The sequence below is a fragment of the Peribacillus sp. NJ11 genome (assembly GCF_030348405.1).
Lineage (GTDB): Bacteria > Bacillota > Bacilli > Bacillales > DSM-1321 > Peribacillus.
Map to the genome: position 1 here is coordinate 5,285,112 of NZ_JAUCFO010000001.1, position 23,322 is coordinate 5,308,433.

Here is a 23,322-nt window from a genome sequence, read left to right on the forward strand (position 1 = left end):
TAATTTTATCTTTTTTTATTTTACCTCCCTAAAAAACCAGAACCGACGTTCCCTTTTCCCTTGCATAAAAAACGTATGTTCGCATATAATATAGCAAGCAAGTCAGCAAAGGAGTGACAAGGAATGAAATATATACTTCGTAAACATATGGAAGAAAACGCTCCATTGGAAATAATCTATCTCTCCGAACAAGGAAAGATTACGCAGCGGAAAATCCAGGTGCTTGAAGTTTATCCAGGCCATATTCACGCATTCTGTTTTCTAAGGCAGACAAAACGGACATTTAAAATGGCCAATATCCTTTCTGCCCGCCTCATTAAGGCCAGGTTTGATAGATCTGGATGAAAATTGTTTATTAAGATTCAACCGATTAACTCTTCTTCTTCCTGAATGTCCTTTTCCTGTTCAGTTAATGATTCTTCTTCATCTCTTAGGCGATGAGCTAACCTTGAGGCGGCACTCGCGGCAATACTTGCAACGATATCATCCAGGAAGGTATGCACGATTCCTTCTTGTTTCTTATCAAGTTCGTGAATGACGCCTATTTTATTTTTGTCCAAATGGCCAAAGGTCGTTACAGCAATGCTTCCGTAACCGAGTACTGCACCAAAGGCAATCGTTTCATCCACTCCGAATAAACCTTCATCAGATTCAACAATCGATTGCAGGGGTTCTGATAGCTTTTTTTGCTCTGCCAGTTTATCCAGCTCCACACCGACTAAAATGGCATGTTGAATTTCCCTTTTCAACAGGACACGCTCAACGCTGTGGATGCATTCCTCAAGCTTAAGATCAGCTTTATACGGGAACTGCAATTCATAAACGATTTTTGCAATTGCTTCCACACTGACACCACGTTCTATCAATGATCGTTTAGCCGCCTTTGTTACTTCCCTGCTGTGTACGTGTACATCTGCCATTTTATTCGCCACCTCTTTTATTGTATTTTTTTTCTATATCCTTGTATTATAACACCTTATAATTTAAATTTTTAGAAAATATAATGAAAATTTTCTATTCTAAATTCTTGTCACGGGAAAAAGTCGCAAGGCTATGCTAAAATAATCAAGTAAGTTGTTTTTCATTATTAATTATCATTGAGGTGCGGGAGAATGAGTTTACGCAAAGGCACAATTAAAGAGTACATGTTTAAAAGCGAAACTTTAGCAGAAGAATTGGAACTACTTGTTTACTTGCCTGCAAATTTTTCGCCATTGTATAAATATTCGCTTGTGATTGCTCAGGATGGCCGTGATTATTTTCAAATGGGCCGAATTGGTCGCGTAGCCGATGAACTGTTAGGGAACGATGAGATCGAGAATATCATCATTGTCGGCATTCCCTATAAAGACCGTTTTGACCGCAGGCGCAAATATCATCCGGACGGGGAACAGCACATTGCATACATACGTTTTCTTGCCCATGAACTTGTCCCGTTTTTAGATGATGAATTTCCAACCTATCAAATGGGACATGGTCGAACTTTGATCGGTGACTCTCTTGGTGGTACAGTTTCTTTATTGGCCGCCCTGCAATACCCCCATACATTCGGGAAATGCATCATGCAGTCGCCACTTGCCAATGAAGCCGTAATGGATGCTGTACGTAATTTTGAGGATCCGCATCTCCTCGAACTTTACCATGTGATCGGGACTGGGGAAACGGATGTTCCGACCACGGATGGCAACAAGGCAAACTTCATAGAACCCAACAGGGAATTGCATAAGTTACTAAACCAAAAAGGATTTCCATGCTTCTATGAAGAATTTGAAGGTAATCATACCTGGAAATATTGGCAGGCAGATTTAAAGAGAGCACTATTGGAAATGTTCTAACTTACTCGAAATCGTCCCTTTAAGATGGTTTCAAGAAAAACACGTCCAACTATAATACAAAAATCAAAAAATATCAGGAGGTTTTATTTATGAAATATGGTGTTGCAATTTTCCCTTCAAAAAAACTTCAAGATTTAGCTAACTCCTATCGAAAACGGTATGATACGAAATATGCTTTCATTCCACCGCATCTAACGCTTAAACCAACGTTCGAAGCGACGGATATGGAAATTTCGACGATCGCTGAACAATTAAAAGACATTGCTAAAAAGTGCAGGCCTTTTAAAATGAACGTAACTAAAGCGAAGTCTTTCCAACCCGTAAGCAATACTATTTATTTCAAAGTTGAATTATCCGAAGGGCTTCAAGACCTGCATAATGCACTTAACAATGAGGAATTTATGAAAAGTGAAAATGAACATGCATTTGTCCCGCATATTACCATCGCTCAAGATTTATCCGATAATGAGCATTCTGATGTTTTAGGCCAATTGAGCATGCTTGACGTTAGCCATGAAGAAGAGGTGAAACGCGTTCACTTGCTATATCAGCTTGAAGATGGGGCATGGACCGTTTATGAAACATTTAGATTAGGAGCTGAATGATTTCGTGTTTGTAAAAATTGCAGAGAACAGCCAAGAGCTTGAAAATGCTTATTTGATTAGAAAAAAAGTATTCGTCCAAGAGCAAAATGTCCCTCTTGAAGAAGAGATCGATGAATATGAAGAAGAGTCTACACATTTCGTTTTATATGATGAACAGGAACAACCAATCGGTGCCGGCCGCTTCAGGGTCATCGACAACATTGGTAAAGTCCAGCGCATTTGTGTACTGTCATCGGGCCGAAAGAATGGTGCCGGTGCCATGATCATGAACGCTATCGAAGAATACGCAATCCAGCAGGAAGTCCCTCAATTGAAGCTTGATGCCCAGGTACATGCGATTCCTTTTTATTCGAAATTAGGATATGAGATCGTTTCCGACGAATTTCTGGATGCTGGCATTCCACATAAAACGATGATGAAAACCATTACATGAAATAAAAACGCTGTCCTTTCAGTCTTCTGATTGGACAGCGTTTTTTTGTTCGTTCATGATTTTAAATTATCGTTTTTAAAAAAACCATATCCGTTCAATGGCAATCTCCGCAAAAATACATAGTCTATATATAGAAAGCAAGAAGGAGGGAAAATTTTATGGGTAACAATGAATTTAACCTGGAGGAGTCTCAAAAAAGACTAATGGAGTTGCTGGTTTCAAGGACTATGAGAAAACATGGTTTCAAAAAGGGGAATATCGATCTAACTGAAAAAGAGAAAAACAACTTAAAAGAAACCATTCGCTATTTACAAGAGCAATCACAGAAAATCATAAACCAAGAAAAGAACATCACGGAAAATGATGTTAATCCAGTTACAAATACCATTCACAACAAATTCACGGATTCCAAAGATAAATGACTCACCATATCACCTAATCAAACCTTACTTGCTGGCGAGAAATAAATAAACCAAGACATAGCAGCACTTACATTTAATTCCTAAAGTTCCAGCTTCTTTATTTTTCAACCCCCGCAAACTAATACTTTCCCTATGTATTAAAAAATAGACGAATTAACTGGTTTATTCGTCCAACCCGATTATCCATCAAAGCATATTTTAATAGGGAATAAAACCTAAGGAGGAAAAAACAACATGAACCAAAATGTATATCGTAGCAACTGTAACACACATGAAGACTCTGAAAGATCATGGTCGGCTCTAGATTCCGCTTCCAGACATCCCCTGTCAGGATTCTGTAACGACGATGACACACGGATTGACCAAGATGCAAGACAGGATAATAATCAAGTTCAGCTTTCTGAAGAACTTATTTACATTAAAGATTCTTGTAATGTAAATATCACTTCAACGGATGTTAAAGCGGCTCTTTCTCTACAAGCAGCCCTACAAGCAGCAATTGCAGTCATCGTAAGCATTTCCATTGCAGATGCTGATAATGCTGATAAGATCACTCAACAATTAATCCAATCTTCTAATATTAAACAAATCACGCGCCAAAAAACAATTGTTGAAAACAGCCGTGATATCGACATTACAACAACAGATGCACAAATCGCTCTTAACATCCAACTATTACTGCAACTATTGTTAGCTCTAATCGTGGAAATTGACATTCTCTAAGAAATCATCACAAAAAGGACACTTCGTGTGTCCTCTTTTGTTTTCATTGCAGAATTAGATAATTTCGTTGAAATACCCACCTTTTCCTGTTATTTCAGCCGTTAATTCTTCACTAATTCCCATTTGTTTTTTATACGTGCCTGCTCCATATGTCCTTTCCCGAATATGATTTTTAACTTGATCGAATCCTTCAAAGCTTCCCCTCTCCTCTTCCAACACCTGATCAAAACGGATAGGTTGAATGGGTGTCGTTCCTTCAACAATTCTTAGTTTCTCTGCAGCTTCGAGCGTCCGTTTGGCATATTGAATGTAATCAAATTGTGTGACAGGTGCTATGTATCCCATAGTAATCCCTCCGTTATTTAAAACGTTAAATTGTCATTTCAATACCCGTCCGGGACGATATTTAAACACAATTTCCGCATTCTTTTTTCCTAATCTTCTGGTATGATGAGTATTGCCGATATTTTTATAGATTAGAGGTATCCATTTATATGAATCAAGCAAAATCTGGCAATGAAATTGTACATTTACATACCGTTTCAGCTGGTGAGCTGCAGACACTCTTTGAAAAAGGAAAACGTGATCAGCTTTCTTGTATCATTTGTCATAAACCAGTGAAATTGTTTATTGGAATTCATGAGACACCCTATTTTTATCATAGTGACCCATCGCAGGCACCCTGTGAAATGCCAAATGAACCAATGAATGAGGACAAGCCATTAGAATATATGGAACAGAATGGATTTAGGATTCCAACATCACGAACCATTACGGAAACAAAAACCATTACGGAACCTCTCCTTAAAAGCCGGCCCATAGCTGGCAATCCGAAATATTCAGCTAAGCCTTCTGCACTGGCACAATCAGAGGAACCATACTTTCAGGAATTATCCTCATCCGGGGTTGTTCTCGATGCAGAGCAACTCAAAGCGGTAATTACGATCGATGGACCAATTCTGGTCCTATCAGGAGCCGGCAGTGGGAAAACCCGAGTATTAACGGTACGTACTGCCTATATGCTCACAGTGAAAAAGATTGATCCAAAAAGTATCATGCTTGTGACCTTTACGGCGAAGTCTGCAAAGGAAATGCAGCAGCGTCTGCTAGGCTATCCCTATATGACTCCTTCCCTTGTTTCGCAAATAGTTAGCGGGACCTTTCATAGCATCTTTTATAAAATCCTGATTTTTCACGAACCATCCAAATGGCAGCGCGATTTCCTTTTGAAGTGGGAATGGGAAAAAGAAAAGATATTGAAACAGGCTGGCAGGGAAATGGAACTTGATGATAAGGAATTTGCATATGATCAAGCCCTTCAACAAATTGGGCTTTGGAAAAACTCATTGGCCTTTCCAGAAGATATTCAGCCGAAGGACGAGTGGGAGAAATCCTGTTTATTTTTATATAAAAGATATGAAGAATATAAACAGCAAACAGGGAAGTATGATTTTGATGATATGCTTGTGGGCTGTTATGTATTTTTAAAAAATCACCCGGATTCTTTAAAGAAATATCAGCAAAGGTTTAACTATTTTTTGGTTGATGAGTTTCAGGATATCAATAAAGTTCAATATGAATTGATAAAACTACTCTCTGCTGAATCAAAAAATGTATGTGCGGTTGGAGATGATGATCAATCCATTTATTCATTCCGGGGAAGCGATCCGAAGTATATTCTGAATTTCAATCATGATTTCCCTCGATCCCAGGTTATAAAGCTGACTGAGAATTACCGCTCTTCCCATGAAATTGTCGCTACAGCGAACCGCTTGATCAAGCGTAACCAGAACCGGATGGAAAAAAAGATGCGGGCACAGCATGATTCTGGAAATCCCCCTGTATTATTTTATCCTTATGATGAGGAATTGGAAGCAACGATGATCGTATCCGATATCCAAGAAAAAATATCCAAGGGAGCAAACCCTGGGGAATTTGCAGTTTTGTACAGGACACACACGATGTCCAGGGCCATTTTTGAACGGCTCGCAGCTTCCAACCTGCCATTTGTCATTGAAAAAGATGCGGATTCGTTTTATCAGCGCAGGGTCATTCGCGGCATGCTTGCCTTTATGCGCTTGAGTTTGTTTCCCCATGATAGCAAGGCAGCATCGGATGTCCTTTCCTCCTTATTCTTGAAACAAAGTATATTACAGGAGTTAAAAGCACAGACAATACTGCAGGATTGTGATTTTATCGATGCATTTGCTTTTGTTAAGACAGGACATGCTTTTCAAGAACGAAAATTAAAAACGATACCAGGGCAGATCCGCTCTTTAAAAAATATGTCACCACTCGTCGCTTTAGAAATTATCGAGAAAGATTTAGGATATCAGGAATATGTAAAAAAACGCGGAAATGATGCGAACCTGGAAAAGGGTTCCGATGACATCCGCGACCTAAAGGTGGCAGCAAATCGTTTTCATACCGTCGCCGCTTTCCTTGATCATGTCGATCATATGACTGCGATGGTCCAAGAGATAAAACAGCTATCGAAACATTTTAAGGATGCGATTCAACTTACCACCATACACCGTTCAAAAGGGCTTGAATATCAAACCGTTTATGTTCTTGCTGCAGTCGATGGCAGCATTCCTCATGATTTCGCACTTGAATCATACCGAAAAGGGGAACTGGCTCCTCTTGAAGAGGAAAGGCGCTTGCTCTATGTAGCGGCAACCAGAGCTAAAAAGGACCTTTACCTTTCCATCCTGCAAACTAGACGCGGACGGACCGCCCATCCATCACGTTTCTTGAAGCTTTGACCAAGAGTTTATCTCTCCTTGGAAAGGATGAATAAACTATAAAAGGCCTGCACGATAGCAGGCCTTTTTGTCACTTTTTATTTATCATATTGGAAATGGTTCCGAAATCCAGTTTATTCCCTTCAGCTACGATGGAATGTACGATTTTATCTTCCGTTTCTTTATTGACCGGTTTATTCGCTATTTTTGAAACGCGCTTAATGACGTTTCTAACAGTTTTTTCATCTTTAAAATTGGCTCCTTGTAGAGAGTTTGCCAATTCTAATACATCTTTCATATTTACGCCCGTTTTACCTTCTATGTTTTTAAAAAAGTTATTATCCATACCTAAGCCCCTCCCTTTTCTGTACCTATCTTATGGCAATATCAGAAAATTGGTGCTAGGCCCATGCAAATAAAAATAAAAGGAATAGGCTTCTTCTGCCTATTCCTTTTACCTTAGCAGAAAGAAGCCCCTACAATGATTAATAGGATAAACAATACAACGATTATCGCGAAAGTGGAACCGACTCCGCCACAACCGCCTCCGTATCCATAACCGCTGCCGTCACAACAACCGTAGCCACCGTAGCCACCATAACCAAACATACTAAATCACCTCGCTCTCGCTAAAGCTTACTGATAACATATGTAGGTCTGGACAAATATGTATAGGCCATGTCCTAGTCCAGGCAGCCTATTTCCGCTTATTTTATCCTTTTGGTCTGAATACTAAAGCTCCGATAAATCCAAAAATGATCGCTGAAGAGATACCGGAACTCGTAATTTCAAACATTCCTGTCAGTACGCCCACGAGACCATGTTTTTCCGATTCCATCATTGCCCCGTTCACTAGCGAGTTACCAAAGGAAACGATTGGTATGGTTGCTCCTGCACCGGCAAAGTCAACTAGTGGTTCATATAAATCAAACCCACCAAGAACAGCTCCTATTACAACGAACAAACTTAACGTATGTGCTGGTGTCAGCTTAGCAACATCGAAAAGAAGCTGGCCGACTACACAGATCAAGCCACCGATGACAAAGGCCCAAAAAAACATTGGTAACATCCAAATCTCTCCTTTTTCATGAATTCATCCCATACTCAATGGCTACCGCATGGGCAATGCACGGAATCGAATCTTTTTGCTGGACGGATAGTGGTGACAATAATGCTCCTGTTGCAACAAGCAGGATTTTTTTATATTTACCCTGAATCATTTCATTTAGTATATGGCCATATAAAACCACTGCTGAACATCCCGCACCACTCCCACCAGCCAAAACAGGCTGGTCCTTTTTAAAAATCATCAAACCGCAATCCTTAAATTTTTCCTGATTGATATTGCAGCCCTTTTGCTTTAATAAGTCCATGGCTGTCTCCCTGCCTATTTGTCCTAAATCACCAGTAATGATGAAATCGTAATCGTCCGGGCTCAAACCAGTATCTTTGAAATGGGCAAGAATCGTATCGACGGCGGCCGGGGCCATCGCTCCCCCCATATTGAAAGGATCTTTCAATCCCATGTCAATGACCTTTCCGATAGTGGCCGAAACTATATGGGGAAATTCCCCTTGCTTACTTCCATTAGGAGCAACCAGCGCCACCCCTGCTCCTGTTATCGTCCATTGAGCTGTAGGTGGTTTTTGCCCTCCATATTCAGTCGGATAGCGAAATTGCTTTTCAACAGCTGCATTATGGCTCGAGGCGCCTGTCAACACATAGTTAGCCCCGCCATAATTGGTGATGAAGGCAGCTAAAGCTAGCCCTTCCATTGACGTGGAACAGGCTCCAAACAAGCCGAAGTATGGAATGCCATTGGTTCTGGCTGCAAAACTTGTCGGTGTCACCTGATTGATTAAATCACCCGCCAAGAAAAATTGTACCTGCCCCTTGTCGATCTTACCTTTCTCCAATGCAAGCTCAACCGCTTTCTCCATCAAATGGCGATGAGCCTTCTCATATGAATCCTGCTCCATCCACAAATCGTCATATAGAATATCGAAATCTCCCGCAATTTCTCCATTTGCCTCAAACGGCCCGCCTGTTACCCCTGTTTCCAAAATGACCGGTTTATTGGCGAACATCCATGTTTGTTTTCCTTTTAACACCGCTTAGCCCCCAAACATTTGATAAATCGTTTTTATCAACGCCACGACAAAGGCTGAAAATACTCCAAATAAAATGACCGAACCGGCCAATTTAAACATATTGGCTCCAACACCAAGTACAAAACCTTCTGTCCGATGTTCGATAGCAGCCGAAATGACTGCGTTACCGAATCCCGTAACAGGGACTGCACTCCCTGCCCCACCAAACTGGCCAATGCGGTCGTAAAACCCGAAGCCGGTCATCAAAAGGGCCAGAAACACCATGGTAGCAGTTGTCGGACCTCCGGCTGTCTGTTCTGTAAAGTTGAAAAAATAAATATAGAAATAAGAAATGGCTTGACCCACTATGCAGAAAATCCCGCCTACTAAAAAAGCTTTCAAACAATTCTTCACAATTGGTCTTTTAATTTCATGCTTCCCTTGGAGCTCCTTATATGCATCCTGCAGGGGGGTGATTTTCTCCTTGTTGCTCATAGTGCTGATCCTCTCTTTCTAAATCAATTCTTTTTGAAGTCCTTCAATTTCCTTGAACTTCTCTCTTGCCTTTTTCTCTGGAACATCTTTTTTCTTGAGTAATTCGTTCAATCTTAAAGATTCCAAAAAGATTTTATAATCACTCGATACGATAAAATCATTCTTGGGAAACTTTTCTTCCAAATTTTCAGTCACAGTCTTTTCAATCTTTTTCATATGAAAACGTTGTAAGTGCTTCACTTTATAAGCGACGATAATCTTTTTTCCGTTTTTCACGACGATCACGTCATAGATGGTGTCTTCATTAGCAACTGTTTCCTTGACCTTTGAGATCAGTCCCTTTTCATCTTTCTCATCCATTCCATTAATGATATCCATCGGTTCAGGATTCGTACGTTTAATCATTGCTAAATGCTCCGTTTTTCCATCATTCTGATTGCTGCAGGCAGTAAGAACACACAAAACAACTATAAAAACCAGCCAACTGCCCTTAAAATACCTTCCTTGTCTGAACATAGAATCACATCCTAATTTATCGTTCTATTGTTATTTTCTTGTTTAACTGTATTTTTATGAATGGTAGGATTAGGAAATAAAAAACCTTTCCAAAATGGAAAGGTTTTTTTACTCAATATCCTTTATTTTTATTGTTATTGTTATTATTACAGCCACAGTCTTTCTTGATTTTGACCGGCTGATCTTTTTTCATCGGTTTGGCATAAGTCCATGGATTCGGTTTCTGATTCAATTTATGACTCCTCCTTTAAGATCTATACCATACTATATGAATGAAGAGACAAGTTGTTTCCAATCAAATGCCCATAATTTTGCTGATTATGACCTCGATGATCGCTCCTATTGCTGCTACGGCAAGGATTAATATCAGTACGTCGCCTATAAACCAATGTTGGATATAAAGAAAAACCAGAAAAAGGCTGATCCATACACCCACGCACCAAAAACAGCTTAGCAATTGACCAAGCCAGCCAACCAGGCCCTTTTCTTTCGGCAGTAAAAATATTTCAACATCCCCTTCTTCATTCTTTTCCTCTATCTCTTTAAAAAAGGGTCGGCGCAGCGGCTCCATGATTTTATCGAACACGATCAAGCGTGTCAGCCTGAAAGATGCCAAGCCTAATATTAGAAATAAGGTGAACTCATTTGGTGGGGGAAACATTCAATATGGCTCCCTTCATTTGGATTCTTCAATTATTTTAGCATCGATAATATCCGGCAGACCCACGAAACGAATATGGTTCCCTCTTTTAATCTTCACTGATTCCCCCTTCATTCCCAACACATGAAACTGAAGCGTTTCTCCGTTAATAACAGCCTCACATAATGGCTTTGGAAAACCTTGTTGATTGGAGAGTCGGGAAATGATGTCGCGAGTAGATTCTTTTTTTTCAACCTTTTTCCTTTTTCTCTTAACTGGCTTTTCGAATTCCTGTTCTGCTTGTTCAGGCTGTTCCGATTTTTCAACCGGAATTTGCTCAGGGACATATTGTTCGGTAATTTTCCTTATACCCGTAATCTCTGTTTCAATTTCCTTCATGACATCATAAACACCAAATTCGCGTTTGACTTTTTCGATTTTCTCTTCTTTATGCTCGGCTTCCTGAAGTTCCGGCTCAACGCTGTCTTGAGGTGTATCTTTTTTTGTTCGAAAATCACTTTGCATATTCCCTCGCTGATCAGATATTTTTGCCTGATCGACATATAAAAGTGGTTTGGATTCCTTATCGACATTATTCTCTGACATGAAAATCCCCCTTAATATTTCAGAATATCAACAGACTGCAGCTGTTCCATATGATATTGGACAACTTTTTTCCCGAATTTATGCCTTATGAACAAACTGGATTCTTTCTTTTGTTCCAATTTCCCGAACAGTGTACGGTCATTGATGATGAACTTACAAACAGGCTTAGGTGCAAAGGCTGGAAGTCGGGACAATAGCTCCACCAATTCCTCGGCAGTATATGAAGTGCTGATAATTTTTTCATTCAAATTAATATGTCTCTTCAGCGTTTTGTGTATCGTTTGTTTTCCAACAGCACAAGGTAGATCAACTTTCTTCATGTCCATGATGCCCCTCCTTCTTTTTCACGAATAGGGTTAAAAGCAGGTTTATGCCGATTCTCCCAAACAATGAATATCAGCTCTATGTATCATTTATATGAAATTCACCCTTCATTATGCTGGAGATGGTGCCACTCCCTAAAAAAAGGACATCAACCAATCTTGGGTATGTTGGGGATTAGTGAAGAAAACTAAAACATTTGAAGAAGAAAAAGGTGAAAAGATTTCAATTGAGGATGTAGCAATTCAAGATACCGTCAGAGTGGAAAATCAATAAAAAAGGGGACCGATATCGGCCCCCCTTCTTTTACTGTCATCCAATTATATGGTAACCAGAATCCACATGGATATTTTCCCCGGTAATTCCGCGAGACATGTCACTTAATAAAAATACTGCCGTATCCCCTACTTCTTCAGGAGTCGTTGTACGACGGAGCGGTGCTTCTTCCTCAATCTTCTTTAAAATTGTATTGAAGTCACGAACACCTTTAGCGGATAAGGTACGGATTGGTCCGGCTGAAATGGCATTCACCCGAATGTTATCTTTGCCAAGATCACTTGACAGGTAACGCACATTGGCTTCAAGTGAGGCCTTAGCCACTCCCATTACATTATAATTTGGCATGACCCGTTCACCGCCAAGATACGTCATCGTGACAATGCTTCCACCTTCCGGCATGATTTCTTTCGCCGCTTTAGCGACAGCCGTTAAAGAGAATGAACTGATATTATGGGCTAGCAAAAACCCTTCACGGCTCGTGTTGACGAACTCACCGTCCAACTCTTCCTTATTAGCAAATGCGATACTGTGTGCCACGCCATGAATGATACCTGTTTCTTCCTTGATCGCCGCAAAACATTTTTCAATGCTTTCGTCCTTCGTTACATCACATTGTAAAATCGTGGAAGGCTCCCCTTCCAATGTAGAAGATAATTCCCTAACGCTTTTTTCTGTACGGTCTTTTCCGTAAGTGAAAATCAGCTTTGCACCTGCTTTATGTAAGGAACGGGCAACTCCCCATGCAATACTTCTTTTATTCGCTACACCCATTATGACAAACGTTTTTCCCTCTAATGAAAAAGTCATCGTATGTGACCTCCTATTTTTAATACAAGTTATTAGTACCTGCTACTAATGACAGTATATCAAATTTCCTCTGATAAAAACAACGTTTTCTGAAGTCCCCTTGGAATATAGCTTCTCCAAGAAGGCCTTCTTTAGCTTATAGTAAATAACCCATGAATAATGTAGCCAATCCGAAATAAATCAAAATGCTGATAATGTCATTGATGGTTGTAATGAATGGTCCGGAAGCTACAGCTGGGTCGATTTTCATTTTATGCATGAAAAGCGGTACAAGCGATCCAGCGAGTGTGGCAACTACTAATGTTATGAAAATCGATATGCCGACCAATAAACCCAGCATTAGATCGTCTTGCCAAATATAAACGATTAAAATGCTGGCTATTCCACATGTCAGGCCAGTGATGAGACCCGTCCCCGCCTCACGCATGACCAGCTTCCACTTGCTTTCCTGCTCCAATTCCCCTGTTGCAATTCCCCGTACCGCCACTGCCAATGCTTGTGTTCCTGTATTGCCAGCCATGCCGCCAATCAATGGTATGAATACAGCCAGAATCGCTTTTTGACTAAGTGTCTCCTCAAAACGACCAATCAGGCTAGCGGTCAATAATCCTAAAAACAAAAGAATGATCAACCAAGGCAACCGTTTCTTCGCAGCAGAATAGGGACTTTTATCAACATGATCAAGATCAGATATACCTGCCAATTTAGAATAATCATCGGATGCCTCTTCATCCATGACATCAATGATATCATCAACCGTAATAATCCCTAACAAATGGTTTTGGAAATCGACGACCGGCACGGCAAGGAAGTTATAGTCCCTTATTTTTCGTGCCACCTCTTCCTGGTCTTCAGATACAGGTACGGAAACTACCCTGTCATCCATTAAATCACCAATTAAAGCATCTTCATCAGCTATGATCAATGTCCTGAGCGATAAAACACCAAGCAGCTTCTTATCCTGATCGGTAACGAACACATAATATATCGTTTCCGCTTCCGGAGCTTCCCTTTTTAAGATCTGCATGGCTGATCGAGCCGTTTCGTTTGCTTCAATGGCAATGAACTCTGTCGTCATGATACTTCCTGCCGTAGATTCCTCATAGTTCAGAAGCTCCTGGATTTCACTTGCCGCTTCATCATCCATGATGGTCAAATAGCTGACGGCCTGCTCATCATTGATTTCATTCAGGACGTCTGCCGCATCATCCGCATACATATGGGAAAGCATATCGGCAGCATAAGAAGGATTCATTTCAGCCAATAGGCTTTCGTAATTCTCTTCATCTATTTCTATATTTTCAAAAAGGTCCGCCATTTCTTCCGGTGACAAATATGTGTAAACGACGGATCTGAATTCATCTGACAAGCTTGTGTAAAATTGAGCCTGATCATACGGATGCATTTCAAGGAACTCCGTACGGAACTGATCTAGATTTTCCGTTTTAAGCGCTTCAAGCAAAAGCTCGTTATTCATTTGACTACTCTCCCGCTCCTGGTCCTTCATCTCCTCCATAACCATACACCTCCTAAAATATATTTTTTCATTTCCTCGTTTATATTTTATTTTTTTAAATAATACTATACTAATACCATAAACATAGACAAAACAAACAAAGGGTGTGTCAAATGAACATCGATATCATAGGGGACATTCATGGATGTTTCGCCGAATTCAGGCAGCTGACGGAAAAAATGGGCTATACGTGGGAGACTGGGTTTCCTGTACATCCCTCTGGAAGGATTCTCGGCTTTGTAGGGGATTTAACCGATCGCGGCCCAGATTCCCTTCAAGTAATCGAGGTTGTCCATGAATTAGTCATTAACCAAAATATTGCTAGGTATGCCCCAGGTAACCACTGCAATAAATTGTATCGGTATTTTTCAGGCAATAAAGTTCAAATATCACATGGTTTAGAGACTACAGTAGCTGAATATGAGAACCTAAACAATCGGGAGCAGAAGAAAATCCGAAAAAAATTCATGGATCTGTATGAACGTTCCCCACTCTATCATCTCATAGATGATGGGCGATTGATCATTGCCCATGCAGGAATTCGCAGTGATTATATTGGTCAATATAGCAGTAAGGTAAAAACCTTTGTCCTCTACGGGGATATCAACGGCTCCAAACATCCAGATGGGTCTCCTGTCAGGAAGGACTGGGCCCAATCCTATAAAGGGGAAGCCTGGATCGTGTATGGACATACGCCAGTCCCTGAAGCTAGACGAGTCAATCATACATACAATATTGATACAGGCTGCGTCTTCGGTGGAAAACTAACGGCAGTGCGTTATCCCGAAATGGATCTTCAAGAGGTGCCTTCGACCATGCCATATATAGCGGAAAAATTCAGGACGTCCTTTGATTAACCAAAAAAACTCGCCATCTTGGTGAGTTTTTTTGGCATCTATCGATTTTTTTCATAATCCTGAATTCAGTTTAATGAGAGCCGGTTATACGTCAGGAATCCCAGCCCTTACTTCCCTCGAGCAATCGGGTCATATCTTCAGGTAACTCTTCTTGAAACAACATCATCTTCTTTGTGAAAGGATGTAAAAATTTCAATTCAAAACAATGAAGGGCTTGACGAGGGATACTGCTCCTGCTCCCTCCATATAAATCATCACCAGCCAGCGGGTGACCTATATGCGCCATATGTACCCTGATTTGATGTGTCCGTCCTGTTTGGAGTTCCAAGTTAAGGAATGTATGGGACCCAGTGTGTGCCAATACCTTAAATAGGGTACGGGCATACCGCCCATCCTCCCTGACTTCCCGTTCAATGATGCTGGTCGACTTTCGTCCGATTGGCGCCACTATCTCTCCTTCAGGTCCGTCAACGGTTCCTTCAGCTATGGCTTGGTATCTCCGTTTTACCTGACCTGATTTTTGTTGTTCACTTAAAAGATGATGGATATGCCGATGCTTGGCAATTAAAACCAGACCCGATGTGTCGCGGTCAAGCCTTGTAACAATATGGATCGTTGCCTGTATCCCCGTCTTCCGATAATAACCTGCCAAGCCATTGGCCAGACTGCCGTTGGGATGCTCCCGGGAGGGAATGGTATTCATGGAAGGAGGCTTGGCCACCACCAATACAAACTCATCTTCATACCTGACATTCAAGGGGATGGGTTCTGGCAAAAGGCCTTCACTTCCCTGCTCCGGGGGAAATATGACGGTGACGGTGTCCCCAGTTTCAATTCGTTCCCTTACGGTTACTTCTACGCCGTTCAACTGGATAAAGCCACCTTTAAACTTGATATCCGTTAATGCTCGTTTTGAAATATCGCATTTGCTGAGGAACTCTCGCAATAAAGAGCCAGAATCCTCTTCAAAAACCGACCAGGTCAAAGAAAAGTTTTGATTTGACATGAGGTGAGTATATCTCCTTAGTTAGCAATAAATGAATCATGCACTCTTTTCCAGAAAGGAAAAGGGCGGAATCTGGCAAAACGAATCTTTTCATCTGCCACTCGGCACTGTATCGACTTTACATCTTCCTGAAGCAGGGTCAAATGGTCAATCGTAATTTGAAAATTGACTGCATTGACCGGCCTGAACATGCACGTATGATGAGCCGGCAGCAGAAGAGGCGATCCGACCGTCCTAAATACCCGGTTGTTAATGGATGCCAATTCGGTAATCTGGATGGCATCGATTGATGGATGGACGATGGCACCACCAAGCGCCTTATTATAAGCCGTGCTTCCGGATGGTGTCGCAATGCATAAACCATCTCCACGGAATGTCTCGAAATGCTGTCCGCGTATTTCAACATCCATGACGAGCGTACCTTCAACACTTTTGACTGTCGATTCATTCAAAGCCAAAAATCTTGTTTCCCGTCCACCATGCTGATAACGGACGATTGTTTCGAGCAGTGGATATTCCACAATTTGAAATGGGGTTTTTGCTAACGCTATTACCAATTTTTCAATTTCATCAGGGGTCCAATCCGCATAAAAACCAAGATGTCCTGTATGTACTCCAACAAAGGCGGTTTTGTCCAATCGATTCTTATAACGGTGAAAAGCGTATAATAAGGTGCCATCACCACCGACAGAAATGACAATATCCGGCTGATCTTCGTCATATTCCAAATGAAAGTCCTGAAGATACGTTCGCATCCTTTGCATTAAAGTATTCGATTTCGCATCTCCTTTTGACGTAATCGCAAATTTCATATAATCCCACCTTACAATTTAGATTTCTTCCTGTTCACCCATTTATCAGTTTAAGAATCTTTCTTCCGGGAAAAAAGACGCTGTGCTTCCTGGATTTCCGTCCGGATTTGCGACATCTCTGCATCAAGCAGGAAGGCCGCTTCCGCTGCGCGTTTCAACCGCAGTTGAATATCTTCCGGGAAAATGCCTTTATATTTATAATTTAAAGAATGTTCAATCGTCGCCCAAAAATTCATCGCAAGTGTCCTGATTTGAATTTCGGCAAGTATATTTTTTTCGCCATGGATCGTCTGGACCGGGTAGCGGATGACAACATGATAAGAACGGTAGCCGCTTGCTTTTTTATGGGAAATATAATTCCTCTCTTCGACTATCTCGAAGTCATTGCGACCCCGTAAAAGTTCAACTACCTGTTCGATATCATCCACGAACTGGCACATCATGCGAAGTCCTGCAATATCCTGAATTTCGGTTCCCAATTTATCAATGGGAATATCCTTCTGGCTCGCTTTATCCAAAATGCTGACAATCGGCTTTACCCTGCCTGTTACAAATTCGATCGGCGAGTGAATATTCTCTCTCTCAAACTGTTTCCTTAATCCCTTAAGCTTAACCTTTAATTCTTCGACAGCCTGAGTATAAGGCGCCAAGAAATCGTCCCAACTCTCCATTGCCACACCACCTATATCTATCTAAAAAGCGTCTGTTCAACTCTGGTATGGGCAGAACGCTCTCCTATATCCAGCAGTACCATGCCTTACTGCAATTCACCGCTGGATCCTATTCAATCTTTCTCTAAAACAAAAAGTATGTATTAATTTCTCTATATACGGTAATCCATTTCTTGAGTTCACCGTTTATATTTTATCATATCCTGCAATTGATTCCTAAATATTCAAGTACAATACCAAAAAATTATTGCATTCAATTTGACAGCTGGAATTGTTCTTATATGATTAACCTAAGAATCAGCCAGGAAGGAAGGAAAACATGAACCAGCATATTGAAATAGAATTTAAGAATCTCTTAAGCGAAAAGGAATTTCGTCAACTGATCGATTATTTTCATATCGTTGCATCGAACTTTAAATCACAGAAAAATCATTACTTCGATACATTAGAATTCCATTTGAAAAATCAGGGCTCTGCACTAAGGATCCGGGAGAAACACGGTCGATACGAGCTGACTTTAAAACAGCCTGCTACAGAAGGATTATTGGAAACGAATCAAGATATCTCTGAAGAGACCGCTTATGCATTTCTGAATCATAACACTTTCCCTGAAGGCGAGATCCAACATCTTATTCTTGAATGCGGAATTAACCCAAAAGACTTTACCTGTTTTGGGACACTAAAGACGGACCGTGTTGAATTTCCTTACAAAGATGGTTTACTTGTTTTAGATCATAGTTCGTATGTGAATCAGGAAGACTTTGAACTTGAATATGAAGTGACGGATGCAAAAGCGGGAAAAAAAAATTTCCTGACCCTCCTTGAAACCCTTCAAATTCCCGAAAGGGAAACCGAAAATAAAGTTAAGAGGTTTTATCGCGCCAAATTCCAGGAATAATCCTGTTTGAACCATAATCGGAGGTGGAGAGTTTGAAAGTCCAAGATTTCAAAACTTTTATGGAATTGCAGGCAATCCAGCAATTCACAAATGGCAACATCACAAATAATGATTCATCTCGATCCATTTTCCAGCACATGCTGTCGGAACTGGTTTCGGGTGATGCTCTTGAAGACACTTCGCAGACATTGGGTTCCTTATTAACCAATGTGCAAACGGAAACGAAGTCCTTTCTTCAATCCGGCAGCCTGAAATCGAACCCGATAGCCGCTGCATATACTAACAATGAGTCCAGCGAAACCGGCACAAACTACGATCAAATCATCAGCCAGGCGGCCAGTTTATATAATCTCCCGGAAAAACTGATAAAGTCGGTCATTAAACAAGAATCTAACTTTAACCCCGAAGCCACCAGTTATGCTGGTGCAACTGGCCTCATGCAGTTAATGCCGGCAACTGCAAGGAGCCTTGGAGTTGATGATCCCAGCGATCCGGAACAAAACATCATAGGCGGGAGTAAATATTTAAGCCAAATGATGGCCCGTTATGATGGGGACATCAAGGTTGCACTTGCTGCTTATAATGCAGGACCAGGAAACGTGGATAAATATAACGGCATTCCGCCCTTTAGAGAAACCCGGAATTATGTTCAAAAAGTGTATGGCACATTTTCAAGCTAATGAAAGCTGACCCTGATATTATTGGCGGGTCAGTTTTTTCATGTCTACATATTTCGGAAACCGCTGGACAAAATGTTAAAGCTACCTAAAAAGCGGTCTATCCCGTACATTCCCCTGTGTCATACTACAGATGTAAAATTTTCTTCAAGCTATATATTTGTTATATCAGGACGTCATTGATAAAATATGAATAAATATCAAACATCTTTCTTTAAAAGGAGTAATCAACATGATGCAAGGGAACCCTACACCATATGAATTAATTGGAGAAGGGCAATTACACAGGTTAATTGATGTGTTTTACTCCAACGTTAGTCAACACCCGGATCTGCAGCCGATTTTCCCTGACGATTTAACTGAAACGGTCCGTAAGCAAAAACAATTTATGACTCAATATTTAGGTGGTCCCTCTTTATATACGGAAGAGCATGGCCATCCTATGTTGCGGGCTCGACATATACCTTTTGAAATTACACCAGATCGTGCGAAAGCATGGCTCTCATGCATGTATCAAGCTATGGACGAAGTGGGCCTTGAGGGTGAAATTAGGGAATTTTTCTATCACCGCCTTTATTTAACGGCACAGCATATGATCAATACATCCGGAACTGACGGGAAAGGAGAAGACAGTTGAGCGCACATAAACCAGTTTTCAATATTTCCGATTGGATCAAGACACAGCATTGCTATGATATAGGAAAAAAGCCAATTGAAATTTATGTTTTTGTTGATCCGCTTTGTCCCGAATGCTGGGGCTTAGAACCGATTATTAGGAAATTACAGATAGAATATGGTCAATTATTCAGTTTACGCCATGTTTTAAGCGGTAAAATCGATTCTCTTAATATGGGGAAAAATAAAAATTATGAAAACCTTGCTCAAGTTTGGGAAAAGACAGCCAGCCGCTCGGGAATGTCCTGTGACGGAAGTCTTTGGTCTGAAAACCCGATCTCTTCTCCATATACAGCTTCCATCGCAATAAAAGCAGCGGAATTGCAGGGCCGTAAATTGGCCATTCGCTTTTTAAGGCAGCTTCAAGAATATGTATTCATAGGAAAAAGGGATATATCCAATATTGAAGTCTTGACCGAGTGTGCCAAGACGGTTGGATTGGATGTGGAGGAATTCCTTTATGACATCAATTCTTCCAGTGCAGCCAAGGGTTTTCAATGTGACATGAAAATCACCAGCGAAATGGAAGTGACTGAAATCCCTTCCCTTGTCTTTTTCAATCAAAATATTGAAGAAGAGGGAATAAAAGTTTCGGGTGTCTATTCTTACGAGGTATATGTTCAAATTTTAGAAGATATGCTGAATGGCCTTCCCGCCCCTGCCAAACCACCCTCCCTTGAAGAGTTTTTAAGCTGTTTCAAACTAGTGGCCACAAAGGAAATCGAAACGGTTTATAATATGAACAAGAATAACGTCGAGTTGGAAATGAAGAAACTTGTTTTAAAACAGTTGGCAGAGAAAATTCCGGCTAAATATGGGACGTTTTGGAGATATACAAAGAAGCAGTCATGAATTTGACTGCTTCTTTGTTGTTTAAAAAGGGAAAAACCATGCAAATCAACGATTGCATGGTTTTTTTATAAGAAATAAGGGGATGGGAGAAATTTTTTCACGATCAAACAAAGGGGTATAAGTTTGTTTGTGATTCACTTCACAATAAATAATATAACAGATTACACATTTATGTTTCAACTATATGTGCAACTTTTCACAATTTGTTCACAATATATATTTTCCAATTATGATAACCCCTTCTGGTATCTAGCAAAATAAGAGCCTCATTTTACTTTAACGGTATAAGTGCTTTTGATATATGATATAGAAATAGTATGAATTTAATTGTGAAAAATATCACAACACTGATTATATCTTTATTTTTCATTATCTAAACTTGCTACTTTTGTTATAACCGGCATCAATTCAACCCGTTTAATTTATCAGCAAATGAAAAACCCCGGCAAATCGCTAAATTTGCTGGGGTTTTCATCTATTTATACGAAAAAGGGGATGGGAGAAATTTCACGACGAGCAAACAAAGGGGTATATGTTTGGGATGTGATAACTTCTATATCTGTACTATAGCAGATTATACACATTAATTGCAAGAACTTGTGCGCAATTTCACATTATTGTCATATTCTTAGAATACTGCTTATTTTCAAACATAAAATCTAATAAAAAAGCAGATGATCTTTTATCCTGCTGCCAGGTTGGAGGTGGCCAAATTGAAAGGCTTTATTCTACTTATACTCTTGATAGGGTCGCTATTCGTCCAGCTACTCGGTATCATGAACCTCATTCCTCTGTATTTTACCTCCCCTATTTTATTTTTTGTTTTCTTCATTATTCTTCACAGCTTAAATCAGAGAAACCGTTTTAAAGGATTATGACGGATATCCATATTAGATGAAAAGGAACCCGAAGCCATTCGGGTCCCTTTCACATCCTATTTATTCAAAAGCTCTTCCAACTCATTTAATTTTTCTTCGAATACATTCATGGCTTCTTGTACAGGCTCGGCTTTTGTCATATCGACGCCAGCCTTTTTGAGTACTTCAATCGGATAATCAGAACTTCCAGATTTCAAGAACTCCAGATACCTTTTGACAGCAGGCTCTCCTTCTTCAAGGATTTGCTTGCTTAAAGCTGTTGCTGCACTGATTCCGGTCGCATATTGATAAACATAGTAATTATAATAGAAATGTGGAATACGTGCCCATTCCAAACCGATTTCTTCATCAATGCTCACATTCTCGCCAAAGTATTTCTTGTTCAGCTCATAATATTCCTTAGTGAGCATATCCGCTGTCAATGCTTCCCCATTTTGAGCTTTAAGATGAATGGTATGTTCAAACTCTGCAAACATCGTTTGGCGGAACAATGTTCCACGGAAACCTTCTAGATAGTGATTCAATAAATAAATGCGTTTCTTTTCTTCTTCGATTGTATTCAGTAAATAATCATTCAACAGGTTTTCATTACAAGTCGATGCAACTTCCGCTACAAATATCGAATAATTCCCGTATGGGTATGGCTGGTATTTACGCGTATAGTAGCTATGGACCGAATGCCCAAACTCATGAACGAGCGTGAATAGGTTATTTACGTTATTTTGCCAGTTCATTAAAATATATGGATTCGTCCCGTATGTACCAGAAGAATAGGCACCGCTTCGTTTCCCTACGTTTTCATGTACATCGACCCAACGGTTTTCAAATCCCTCTTTCAAAACATTCAAATAGTCCTCACCAAGCGGAGCAAGACCCTTTAGGACATAATCTTTGGCCTCCTCATATGTCACTTCCATCTTCACTTCTTTTACAAGAGGAGTGAATAGATCATACATATGAAGTTCATCTAATTCGAGTACTTTTTTACGCAAATCAAGATAACGGTGCAGTAAAGGCAAGTTGTCATTGACCGTTTTAACAAGATTATCATATACGGTCTCCGGAATGTTATTGCTACTTAATGCCGCTTGGCGTGCTGAATCATATTTTCGTACTGTGGCATTGAAATTATGGTTTTTCACCTCTCCTGACAGGGTTGAAGCAAACGTATTACGGAACTCACCATACTTGCTGTATACCCCTTTAAATGCCTCCTCACGTACACGTCGATCATCGCTCTCAAGAAAACGGATATACCTTCCGTGCGTTATTTCCACTTCATTTCCCTCTTCATCCTTGATGGTCGGGAATTTCAAATCAGCATTGTTAAGCATACCGAAAGTATTGCCTGATGAATCGAGTACTTCTGATGCTTGTGCCAATAATTCTTCCTGCTCGGCAGATAAGATATGGGGTCTCTGAAGATTAATTTCCTCTAAAGAATGTTTATATAATTTCAATTCTTCTTTTTCTTCCAAAAACCCTTCCACTTTGCTTTCGTCAATACTCAATAACTCAGGAACCATATATGAAAACGCAGCTGCTGCCTGGGCATATAAAGCTTTGGCCCGATCCTCCATCCCTTGGTAAAAAGGATTGGTTGTATCTTGGTCATTGCGCATATGTGAATAAGAATAAACTTTCCCTAGCTTCTCGAATACTTCATCTTGGAGTTGAAGGGCTGCAAATAATTTTTCTGCGCTTTCGCCCAACGTCCCTTTATGTGCCTCCGCTTTCTTGAGGTCTTCCTTCACTACTTTGAAGGCAGCTTCCCAATCTTCTTCGGTGGCGAAGATATCTTCCAGTCTCCAAGTATCCTCTGCAGCTATTTCACTTCTTGAGGGTAATGCATTCACTTTTGTTTCCTGTGTCATAAAAATTCCTCTCCATTCTATAGAAAACTCGCCAATCAGCTAACTCATTAAACCGGATTGAACGCTGCAATGATCCATACGGCATTCATG

The 23,322-nt window shown here is 40.4% G+C and carries 29 protein-coding genes; 12 read left to right on the forward strand and 17 right to left on the reverse strand.

The window, feature by feature from the left end:
• The first annotated feature begins 123 nt into the window (after positions 1-123).
• Positions 124-345 (forward strand): hypothetical protein, encoded by a 222-nt coding sequence (locus QUF86_RS25815; protein ID WP_289317430.1) that lies wholly within the window; start codon positions 124-126, stop codon positions 343-345.
• Positions 346-362: 17 nt separating this feature from the next.
• On the opposite strand, the gene QUF86_RS25820 is transcribed toward QUF86_RS25815, so the two are convergent.
• Positions 363-920 (reverse strand): phosphatidylglycerophosphatase A family protein, encoded by a 558-nt coding sequence (locus QUF86_RS25820; RefSeq protein ID WP_289317431.1) that lies wholly within the window; start codon positions 918-920, stop codon positions 363-365.
• A gap of 192 nt (positions 921-1,112) precedes the next feature.
• Here QUF86_RS25820 and QUF86_RS25825 point away from each other — a divergent pair, with 192 nt between their 5' ends.
• The 5 genes from QUF86_RS25825 (at position 1,113) to QUF86_RS25845 (ending at position 4,018) form a co-directional block, all read left to right on the forward strand.
• On the forward strand, positions 1,113-1,835 hold the full coding sequence (locus tag QUF86_RS25825; protein ID WP_289336087.1) for an alpha/beta hydrolase: 723 nt from the start codon (positions 1,113-1,115) through the stop codon (positions 1,833-1,835).
• A gap of 89 nt (positions 1,836-1,924) precedes the next feature.
• Positions 1,925-2,440, forward strand: coding sequence for a YjcG family protein (locus tag QUF86_RS25830; protein WP_289317433.1), 516 nt, complete (start codon positions 1,925-1,927; stop codon positions 2,438-2,440).
• 4 nt (positions 2,441-2,444) lie between these two features.
• Positions 2,445-2,873, forward strand: a complete 429-nt coding sequence (locus tag QUF86_RS25835; protein WP_289336088.1) for a GNAT family N-acetyltransferase — start codon at positions 2,445-2,447, stop codon at positions 2,871-2,873.
• A 158-nt stretch (positions 2,874-3,031) separates the two neighbouring features.
• Positions 3,032-3,295, forward strand: a complete 264-nt coding sequence (locus tag QUF86_RS25840) for a hypothetical protein (protein WP_289317435.1) — start codon at positions 3,032-3,034, stop codon at positions 3,293-3,295.
• 234 nt (positions 3,296-3,529) lie between these two features.
• Positions 3,530-4,018: a spore coat protein gene (locus tag QUF86_RS25845; RefSeq protein WP_289317436.1), complete on the forward strand. Its 489-nt coding sequence runs from the start codon at positions 3,530-3,532 to the stop codon at positions 4,016-4,018.
• A 54-nt stretch (positions 4,019-4,072) separates the two neighbouring features.
• Here the strand turns inward: QUF86_RS25845 and QUF86_RS25850 are convergent, their stop codons facing one another.
• A complete protein-coding gene (locus QUF86_RS25850) occupies positions 4,073-4,363 on the reverse strand; it encodes a hypothetical protein (protein WP_289336089.1) in 291 nt (96 codons plus the stop codon).
• A 149-nt stretch (positions 4,364-4,512) separates the two neighbouring features.
• On the opposite strand from QUF86_RS25850, the gene QUF86_RS25855 reads away from it, so the two are divergent.
• The gene (locus QUF86_RS25855; RefSeq protein ID WP_289336090.1) at positions 4,513-6,783 is read left to right on the forward strand and encodes an ATP-dependent helicase; all 2,271 of its coding nucleotides are present in this window, start codon (positions 4,513-4,515) and stop codon (positions 6,781-6,783) included.
• A gap of 70 nt (positions 6,784-6,853) precedes the next feature.
• Here QUF86_RS25855 and spoVIF read toward each other — a convergent pair whose 3' ends face one another.
• The 11 genes from spoVIF to mgtE form a co-directional block, all read right to left on the reverse strand.
• Positions 6,854-7,108 (reverse strand): sporulation-specific transcription regulator SpoVIF, encoded by a 255-nt coding sequence (gene spoVIF, locus QUF86_RS25860; RefSeq protein ID WP_289317440.1) that lies wholly within the window; start codon positions 7,106-7,108, stop codon positions 6,854-6,856.
• A 113-nt stretch (positions 7,109-7,221) separates the two neighbouring features.
• Positions 7,222-7,371: a YjcZ family sporulation protein gene (locus QUF86_RS25865; RefSeq protein ID WP_289336091.1), complete on the reverse strand. Its 150-nt coding sequence runs from the start codon at positions 7,369-7,371 to the stop codon at positions 7,222-7,224.
• A gap of 103 nt (positions 7,372-7,474) precedes the next feature.
• The gene (gene spoVAE / locus QUF86_RS25870) at positions 7,475-7,831 is read right to left on the reverse strand and encodes a stage V sporulation protein AE (protein WP_289317442.1); all 357 of its coding nucleotides are present in this window, start codon (positions 7,829-7,831) and stop codon (positions 7,475-7,477) included.
• A 16-nt stretch (positions 7,832-7,847) separates the two neighbouring features.
• Complete coding sequence (spoVAD, locus tag QUF86_RS25875) at positions 7,848-8,873, reverse strand: stage V sporulation protein AD (RefSeq protein ID WP_289317443.1); 1,026 nt, start codon at positions 8,871-8,873, stop codon at positions 7,848-7,850.
• Positions 8,874-8,876: 3 nt separating this feature from the next.
• On the reverse strand, positions 8,877-9,347 hold the full coding sequence (gene spoVAC, locus QUF86_RS25880) for a stage V sporulation protein AC (protein WP_289317444.1): 471 nt from the start codon (positions 9,345-9,347) through the stop codon (positions 8,877-8,879).
• 18 nt (positions 9,348-9,365) lie between these two features.
• A complete protein-coding gene (locus QUF86_RS25885; RefSeq protein ID WP_289336092.1) occupies positions 9,366-9,863 on the reverse strand; it encodes a YhcN/YlaJ family sporulation lipoprotein in 498 nt (165 codons plus the stop codon).
• Between the two features lie 295 nt (positions 9,864-10,158).
• The gene (locus QUF86_RS25890) at positions 10,159-10,524 is read right to left on the reverse strand and encodes a DUF1360 domain-containing protein (RefSeq protein WP_289317446.1); all 366 of its coding nucleotides are present in this window, start codon (positions 10,522-10,524) and stop codon (positions 10,159-10,161) included.
• Positions 10,525-10,539: 15 nt separating this feature from the next.
• Positions 10,540-11,109 carry a hypothetical protein gene (locus QUF86_RS25895; RefSeq protein ID WP_289336093.1) on the reverse strand — a complete coding sequence of 190 codons (570 nt, stop codon included), beginning with the start codon at positions 11,107-11,109 and terminating at the stop codon, positions 10,540-10,542.
• Between the two features lie 11 nt (positions 11,110-11,120).
• Complete coding sequence (locus tag QUF86_RS25900; RefSeq protein ID WP_289317448.1) at positions 11,121-11,435, reverse strand: hypothetical protein; 315 nt, start codon at positions 11,433-11,435, stop codon at positions 11,121-11,123.
• Positions 11,436-11,742: 307 nt separating this feature from the next.
• Positions 11,743-12,516 carry an enoyl-ACP reductase FabI gene (fabI, locus tag QUF86_RS25905; protein WP_289317449.1) on the reverse strand — a complete coding sequence of 258 codons (774 nt, stop codon included), beginning with the start codon at positions 12,514-12,516 and terminating at the stop codon, positions 11,743-11,745.
• 136 nt (positions 12,517-12,652) lie between these two features.
• Positions 12,653-14,023: a magnesium transporter gene (mgtE, locus tag QUF86_RS25910; protein ID WP_289336299.1), complete on the reverse strand. Its 1,371-nt coding sequence runs from the start codon at positions 14,021-14,023 to the stop codon at positions 12,653-12,655.
• 122 nt (positions 14,024-14,145) lie between these two features.
• Between mgtE and prpE the strand changes: the two genes are divergently transcribed.
• Positions 14,146-14,889 carry a bis(5'-nucleosyl)-tetraphosphatase PrpE gene (prpE, locus tag QUF86_RS25915; protein ID WP_289317450.1) on the forward strand — a complete coding sequence of 248 codons (744 nt, stop codon included), beginning with the start codon at positions 14,146-14,148 and terminating at the stop codon, positions 14,887-14,889.
• Positions 14,890-14,980: 91 nt separating this feature from the next.
• On the opposite strand, the gene QUF86_RS25920 is transcribed toward prpE, so the two are convergent.
• The 3 genes from QUF86_RS25920 to yjbM are packed head-to-tail and all read right to left on the reverse strand — an operon-like array spanning position 14,981 to position 17,378.
• Positions 14,981-15,895: an RluA family pseudouridine synthase gene (locus tag QUF86_RS25920; RefSeq protein WP_289317451.1), complete on the reverse strand. Its 915-nt coding sequence runs from the start codon at positions 15,893-15,895 to the stop codon at positions 14,981-14,983.
• Positions 15,896-15,912: 17 nt separating this feature from the next.
• Positions 15,913-16,707, reverse strand: coding sequence for an NAD kinase (locus QUF86_RS25925; protein WP_289317452.1), 795 nt, complete (start codon positions 16,705-16,707; stop codon positions 15,913-15,915).
• Between the two features lie 50 nt (positions 16,708-16,757).
• Positions 16,758-17,378 carry a GTP diphosphokinase gene (yjbM, locus tag QUF86_RS25930; RefSeq protein WP_289317453.1) on the reverse strand — a complete coding sequence of 207 codons (621 nt, stop codon included), beginning with the start codon at positions 17,376-17,378 and terminating at the stop codon, positions 16,758-16,760.
• A 319-nt stretch (positions 17,379-17,697) separates the two neighbouring features.
• Here yjbM and QUF86_RS25935 point away from each other — a divergent pair, with 319 nt between their 5' ends.
• The 4 genes from QUF86_RS25935 to QUF86_RS25950 all read left to right on the forward strand — a co-directional run bounded on the left by QUF86_RS25935 (position 17,698) and on the right by QUF86_RS25950 (position 20,480).
• Positions 17,698-18,276, forward strand: coding sequence for a CYTH domain-containing protein (locus QUF86_RS25935; RefSeq protein ID WP_289336094.1), 579 nt, complete (start codon positions 17,698-17,700; stop codon positions 18,274-18,276).
• Positions 18,277-18,299: 23 nt separating this feature from the next.
• A complete protein-coding gene (locus tag QUF86_RS25940) occupies positions 18,300-18,956 on the forward strand; it encodes a lytic transglycosylase domain-containing protein (protein WP_353957685.1) in 657 nt (218 codons plus the stop codon).
• A gap of 229 nt (positions 18,957-19,185) precedes the next feature.
• Positions 19,186-19,590, forward strand: coding sequence for a globin domain-containing protein (locus QUF86_RS25945; protein WP_289317456.1), 405 nt, complete (start codon positions 19,186-19,188; stop codon positions 19,588-19,590).
• Positions 19,587-20,480 carry a ClpXP adapter SpxH family protein gene (locus QUF86_RS25950; protein WP_370014242.1) on the forward strand — a complete coding sequence of 298 codons (894 nt, stop codon included), beginning with the start codon at positions 19,587-19,589 and terminating at the stop codon, positions 20,478-20,480. Before QUF86_RS25945 ends, QUF86_RS25950 begins: the two co-directional genes overlap by 4 nt.
• 934 nt (positions 20,481-21,414) lie before the next feature.
• Here the strand turns inward: QUF86_RS25950 and pepF are convergent.
• Positions 21,415-23,232, reverse strand: a complete 1,818-nt coding sequence (gene pepF, locus QUF86_RS25955) for an oligoendopeptidase F (RefSeq protein WP_289336096.1) — start codon at positions 23,230-23,232, stop codon at positions 21,415-21,417.
• Positions 23,233-23,322 lie beyond the last annotated feature (90 nt).

Bases quoted from the DNA above. Each gene is read 5' to 3' on its own strand.
- QUF86_RS25815 (WP_289317430.1), top strand. From the start codon at position 124: ATGAAATATATACTTCGTAAACATATGGAAGAAAACGCTCCATTGGAA.
- QUF86_RS25820 (WP_289317431.1), bottom strand. From the start codon at position 920: ATGGCAGATGTACACGTACACAGCAGGGAAGTAACAAAGGCGGCTAAA.
- QUF86_RS25825 (WP_289336087.1), top strand. From the start codon at position 1,113: ATGAGTTTACGCAAAGGCACAATTAAAGAGTACATGTTTAAAAGCGAA.
- QUF86_RS25830 (WP_289317433.1), top strand. From the start codon at position 1,925: ATGAAATATGGTGTTGCAATTTTCCCTTCAAAAAAACTTCAAGATTTA.
- QUF86_RS25840 (WP_289317435.1), top strand. From the start codon at position 3,032: ATGGGTAACAATGAATTTAACCTGGAGGAGTCTCAAAAAAGACTAATG.
- QUF86_RS25845 (WP_289317436.1), top strand. From the start codon at position 3,530: ATGAACCAAAATGTATATCGTAGCAACTGTAACACACATGAAGACTCT.
- QUF86_RS25850 (WP_289336089.1), bottom strand. From the start codon at position 4,363: ATGGGATACATAGCACCTGTCACACAATTTGATTACATTCAATATGCC.
- QUF86_RS25855 (WP_289336090.1), top strand. From the start codon at position 4,513: ATGAATCAAGCAAAATCTGGCAATGAAATTGTACATTTACATACCGTT.
- spoVIF (WP_289317440.1), bottom strand. From the start codon at position 7,108: ATGGATAATAACTTTTTTAAAAACATAGAAGGTAAAACGGGCGTAAAT.
- QUF86_RS25865 (WP_289336091.1), bottom strand. From the start codon at position 7,371: ATGTTTGGTTATGGTGGCTACGGTGGCTACGGTTGTTGTGACGGCAGC.
- spoVAE (WP_289317442.1), bottom strand. From the start codon at position 7,831: ATGTTACCAATGTTTTTTTGGGCCTTTGTCATCGGTGGCTTGATCTGT.
- spoVAC (WP_289317444.1), bottom strand. From the start codon at position 9,347: ATGAGCAACAAGGAGAAAATCACCCCCCTGCAGGATGCATATAAGGAG.
- QUF86_RS25885 (WP_289336092.1), bottom strand. From the start codon at position 9,863: ATGTTCAGACAAGGAAGGTATTTTAAGGGCAGTTGGCTGGTTTTTATA.
- QUF86_RS25890 (WP_289317446.1), bottom strand. From the start codon at position 10,524: ATGTTTCCCCCACCAAATGAGTTCACCTTATTTCTAATATTAGGCTTG.
- QUF86_RS25895 (WP_289336093.1), bottom strand. From the start codon at position 11,109: ATGTCAGAGAATAATGTCGATAAGGAATCCAAACCACTTTTATATGTC.
- QUF86_RS25900 (WP_289317448.1), bottom strand. From the start codon at position 11,435: ATGGACATGAAGAAAGTTGATCTACCTTGTGCTGTTGGAAAACAAACG.
- fabI (WP_289317449.1), bottom strand. From the start codon at position 12,516: ATGACTTTTTCATTAGAGGGAAAAACGTTTGTCATAATGGGTGTAGCG.
- mgtE (WP_289336299.1), bottom strand. From the start codon at position 14,023: ATGAAGGACCAGGAGCGGGAGAGTAGTCAAATGAATAACGAGCTTTTG.
- prpE (WP_289317450.1), top strand. From the start codon at position 14,146: ATGAACATCGATATCATAGGGGACATTCATGGATGTTTCGCCGAATTC.
- QUF86_RS25920 (WP_289317451.1), bottom strand. From the start codon at position 15,895: ATGTCAAATCAAAACTTTTCTTTGACCTGGTCGGTTTTTGAAGAGGAT.
- QUF86_RS25925 (WP_289317452.1), bottom strand. From the start codon at position 16,707: ATGAAATTTGCGATTACGTCAAAAGGAGATGCGAAATCGAATACTTTA.
- yjbM (WP_289317453.1), bottom strand. From the start codon at position 17,378: ATGGAGAGTTGGGACGATTTCTTGGCGCCTTATACTCAGGCTGTCGAA.
- QUF86_RS25935 (WP_289336094.1), top strand. From the start codon at position 17,698: ATGAACCAGCATATTGAAATAGAATTTAAGAATCTCTTAAGCGAAAAG.
- QUF86_RS25945 (WP_289317456.1), top strand. From the start codon at position 19,186: ATGATGCAAGGGAACCCTACACCATATGAATTAATTGGAGAAGGGCAA.
- pepF (WP_289336096.1), bottom strand. From the start codon at position 23,232: ATGACACAGGAAACAAAAGTGAATGCATTACCCTCAAGAAGTGAAATA.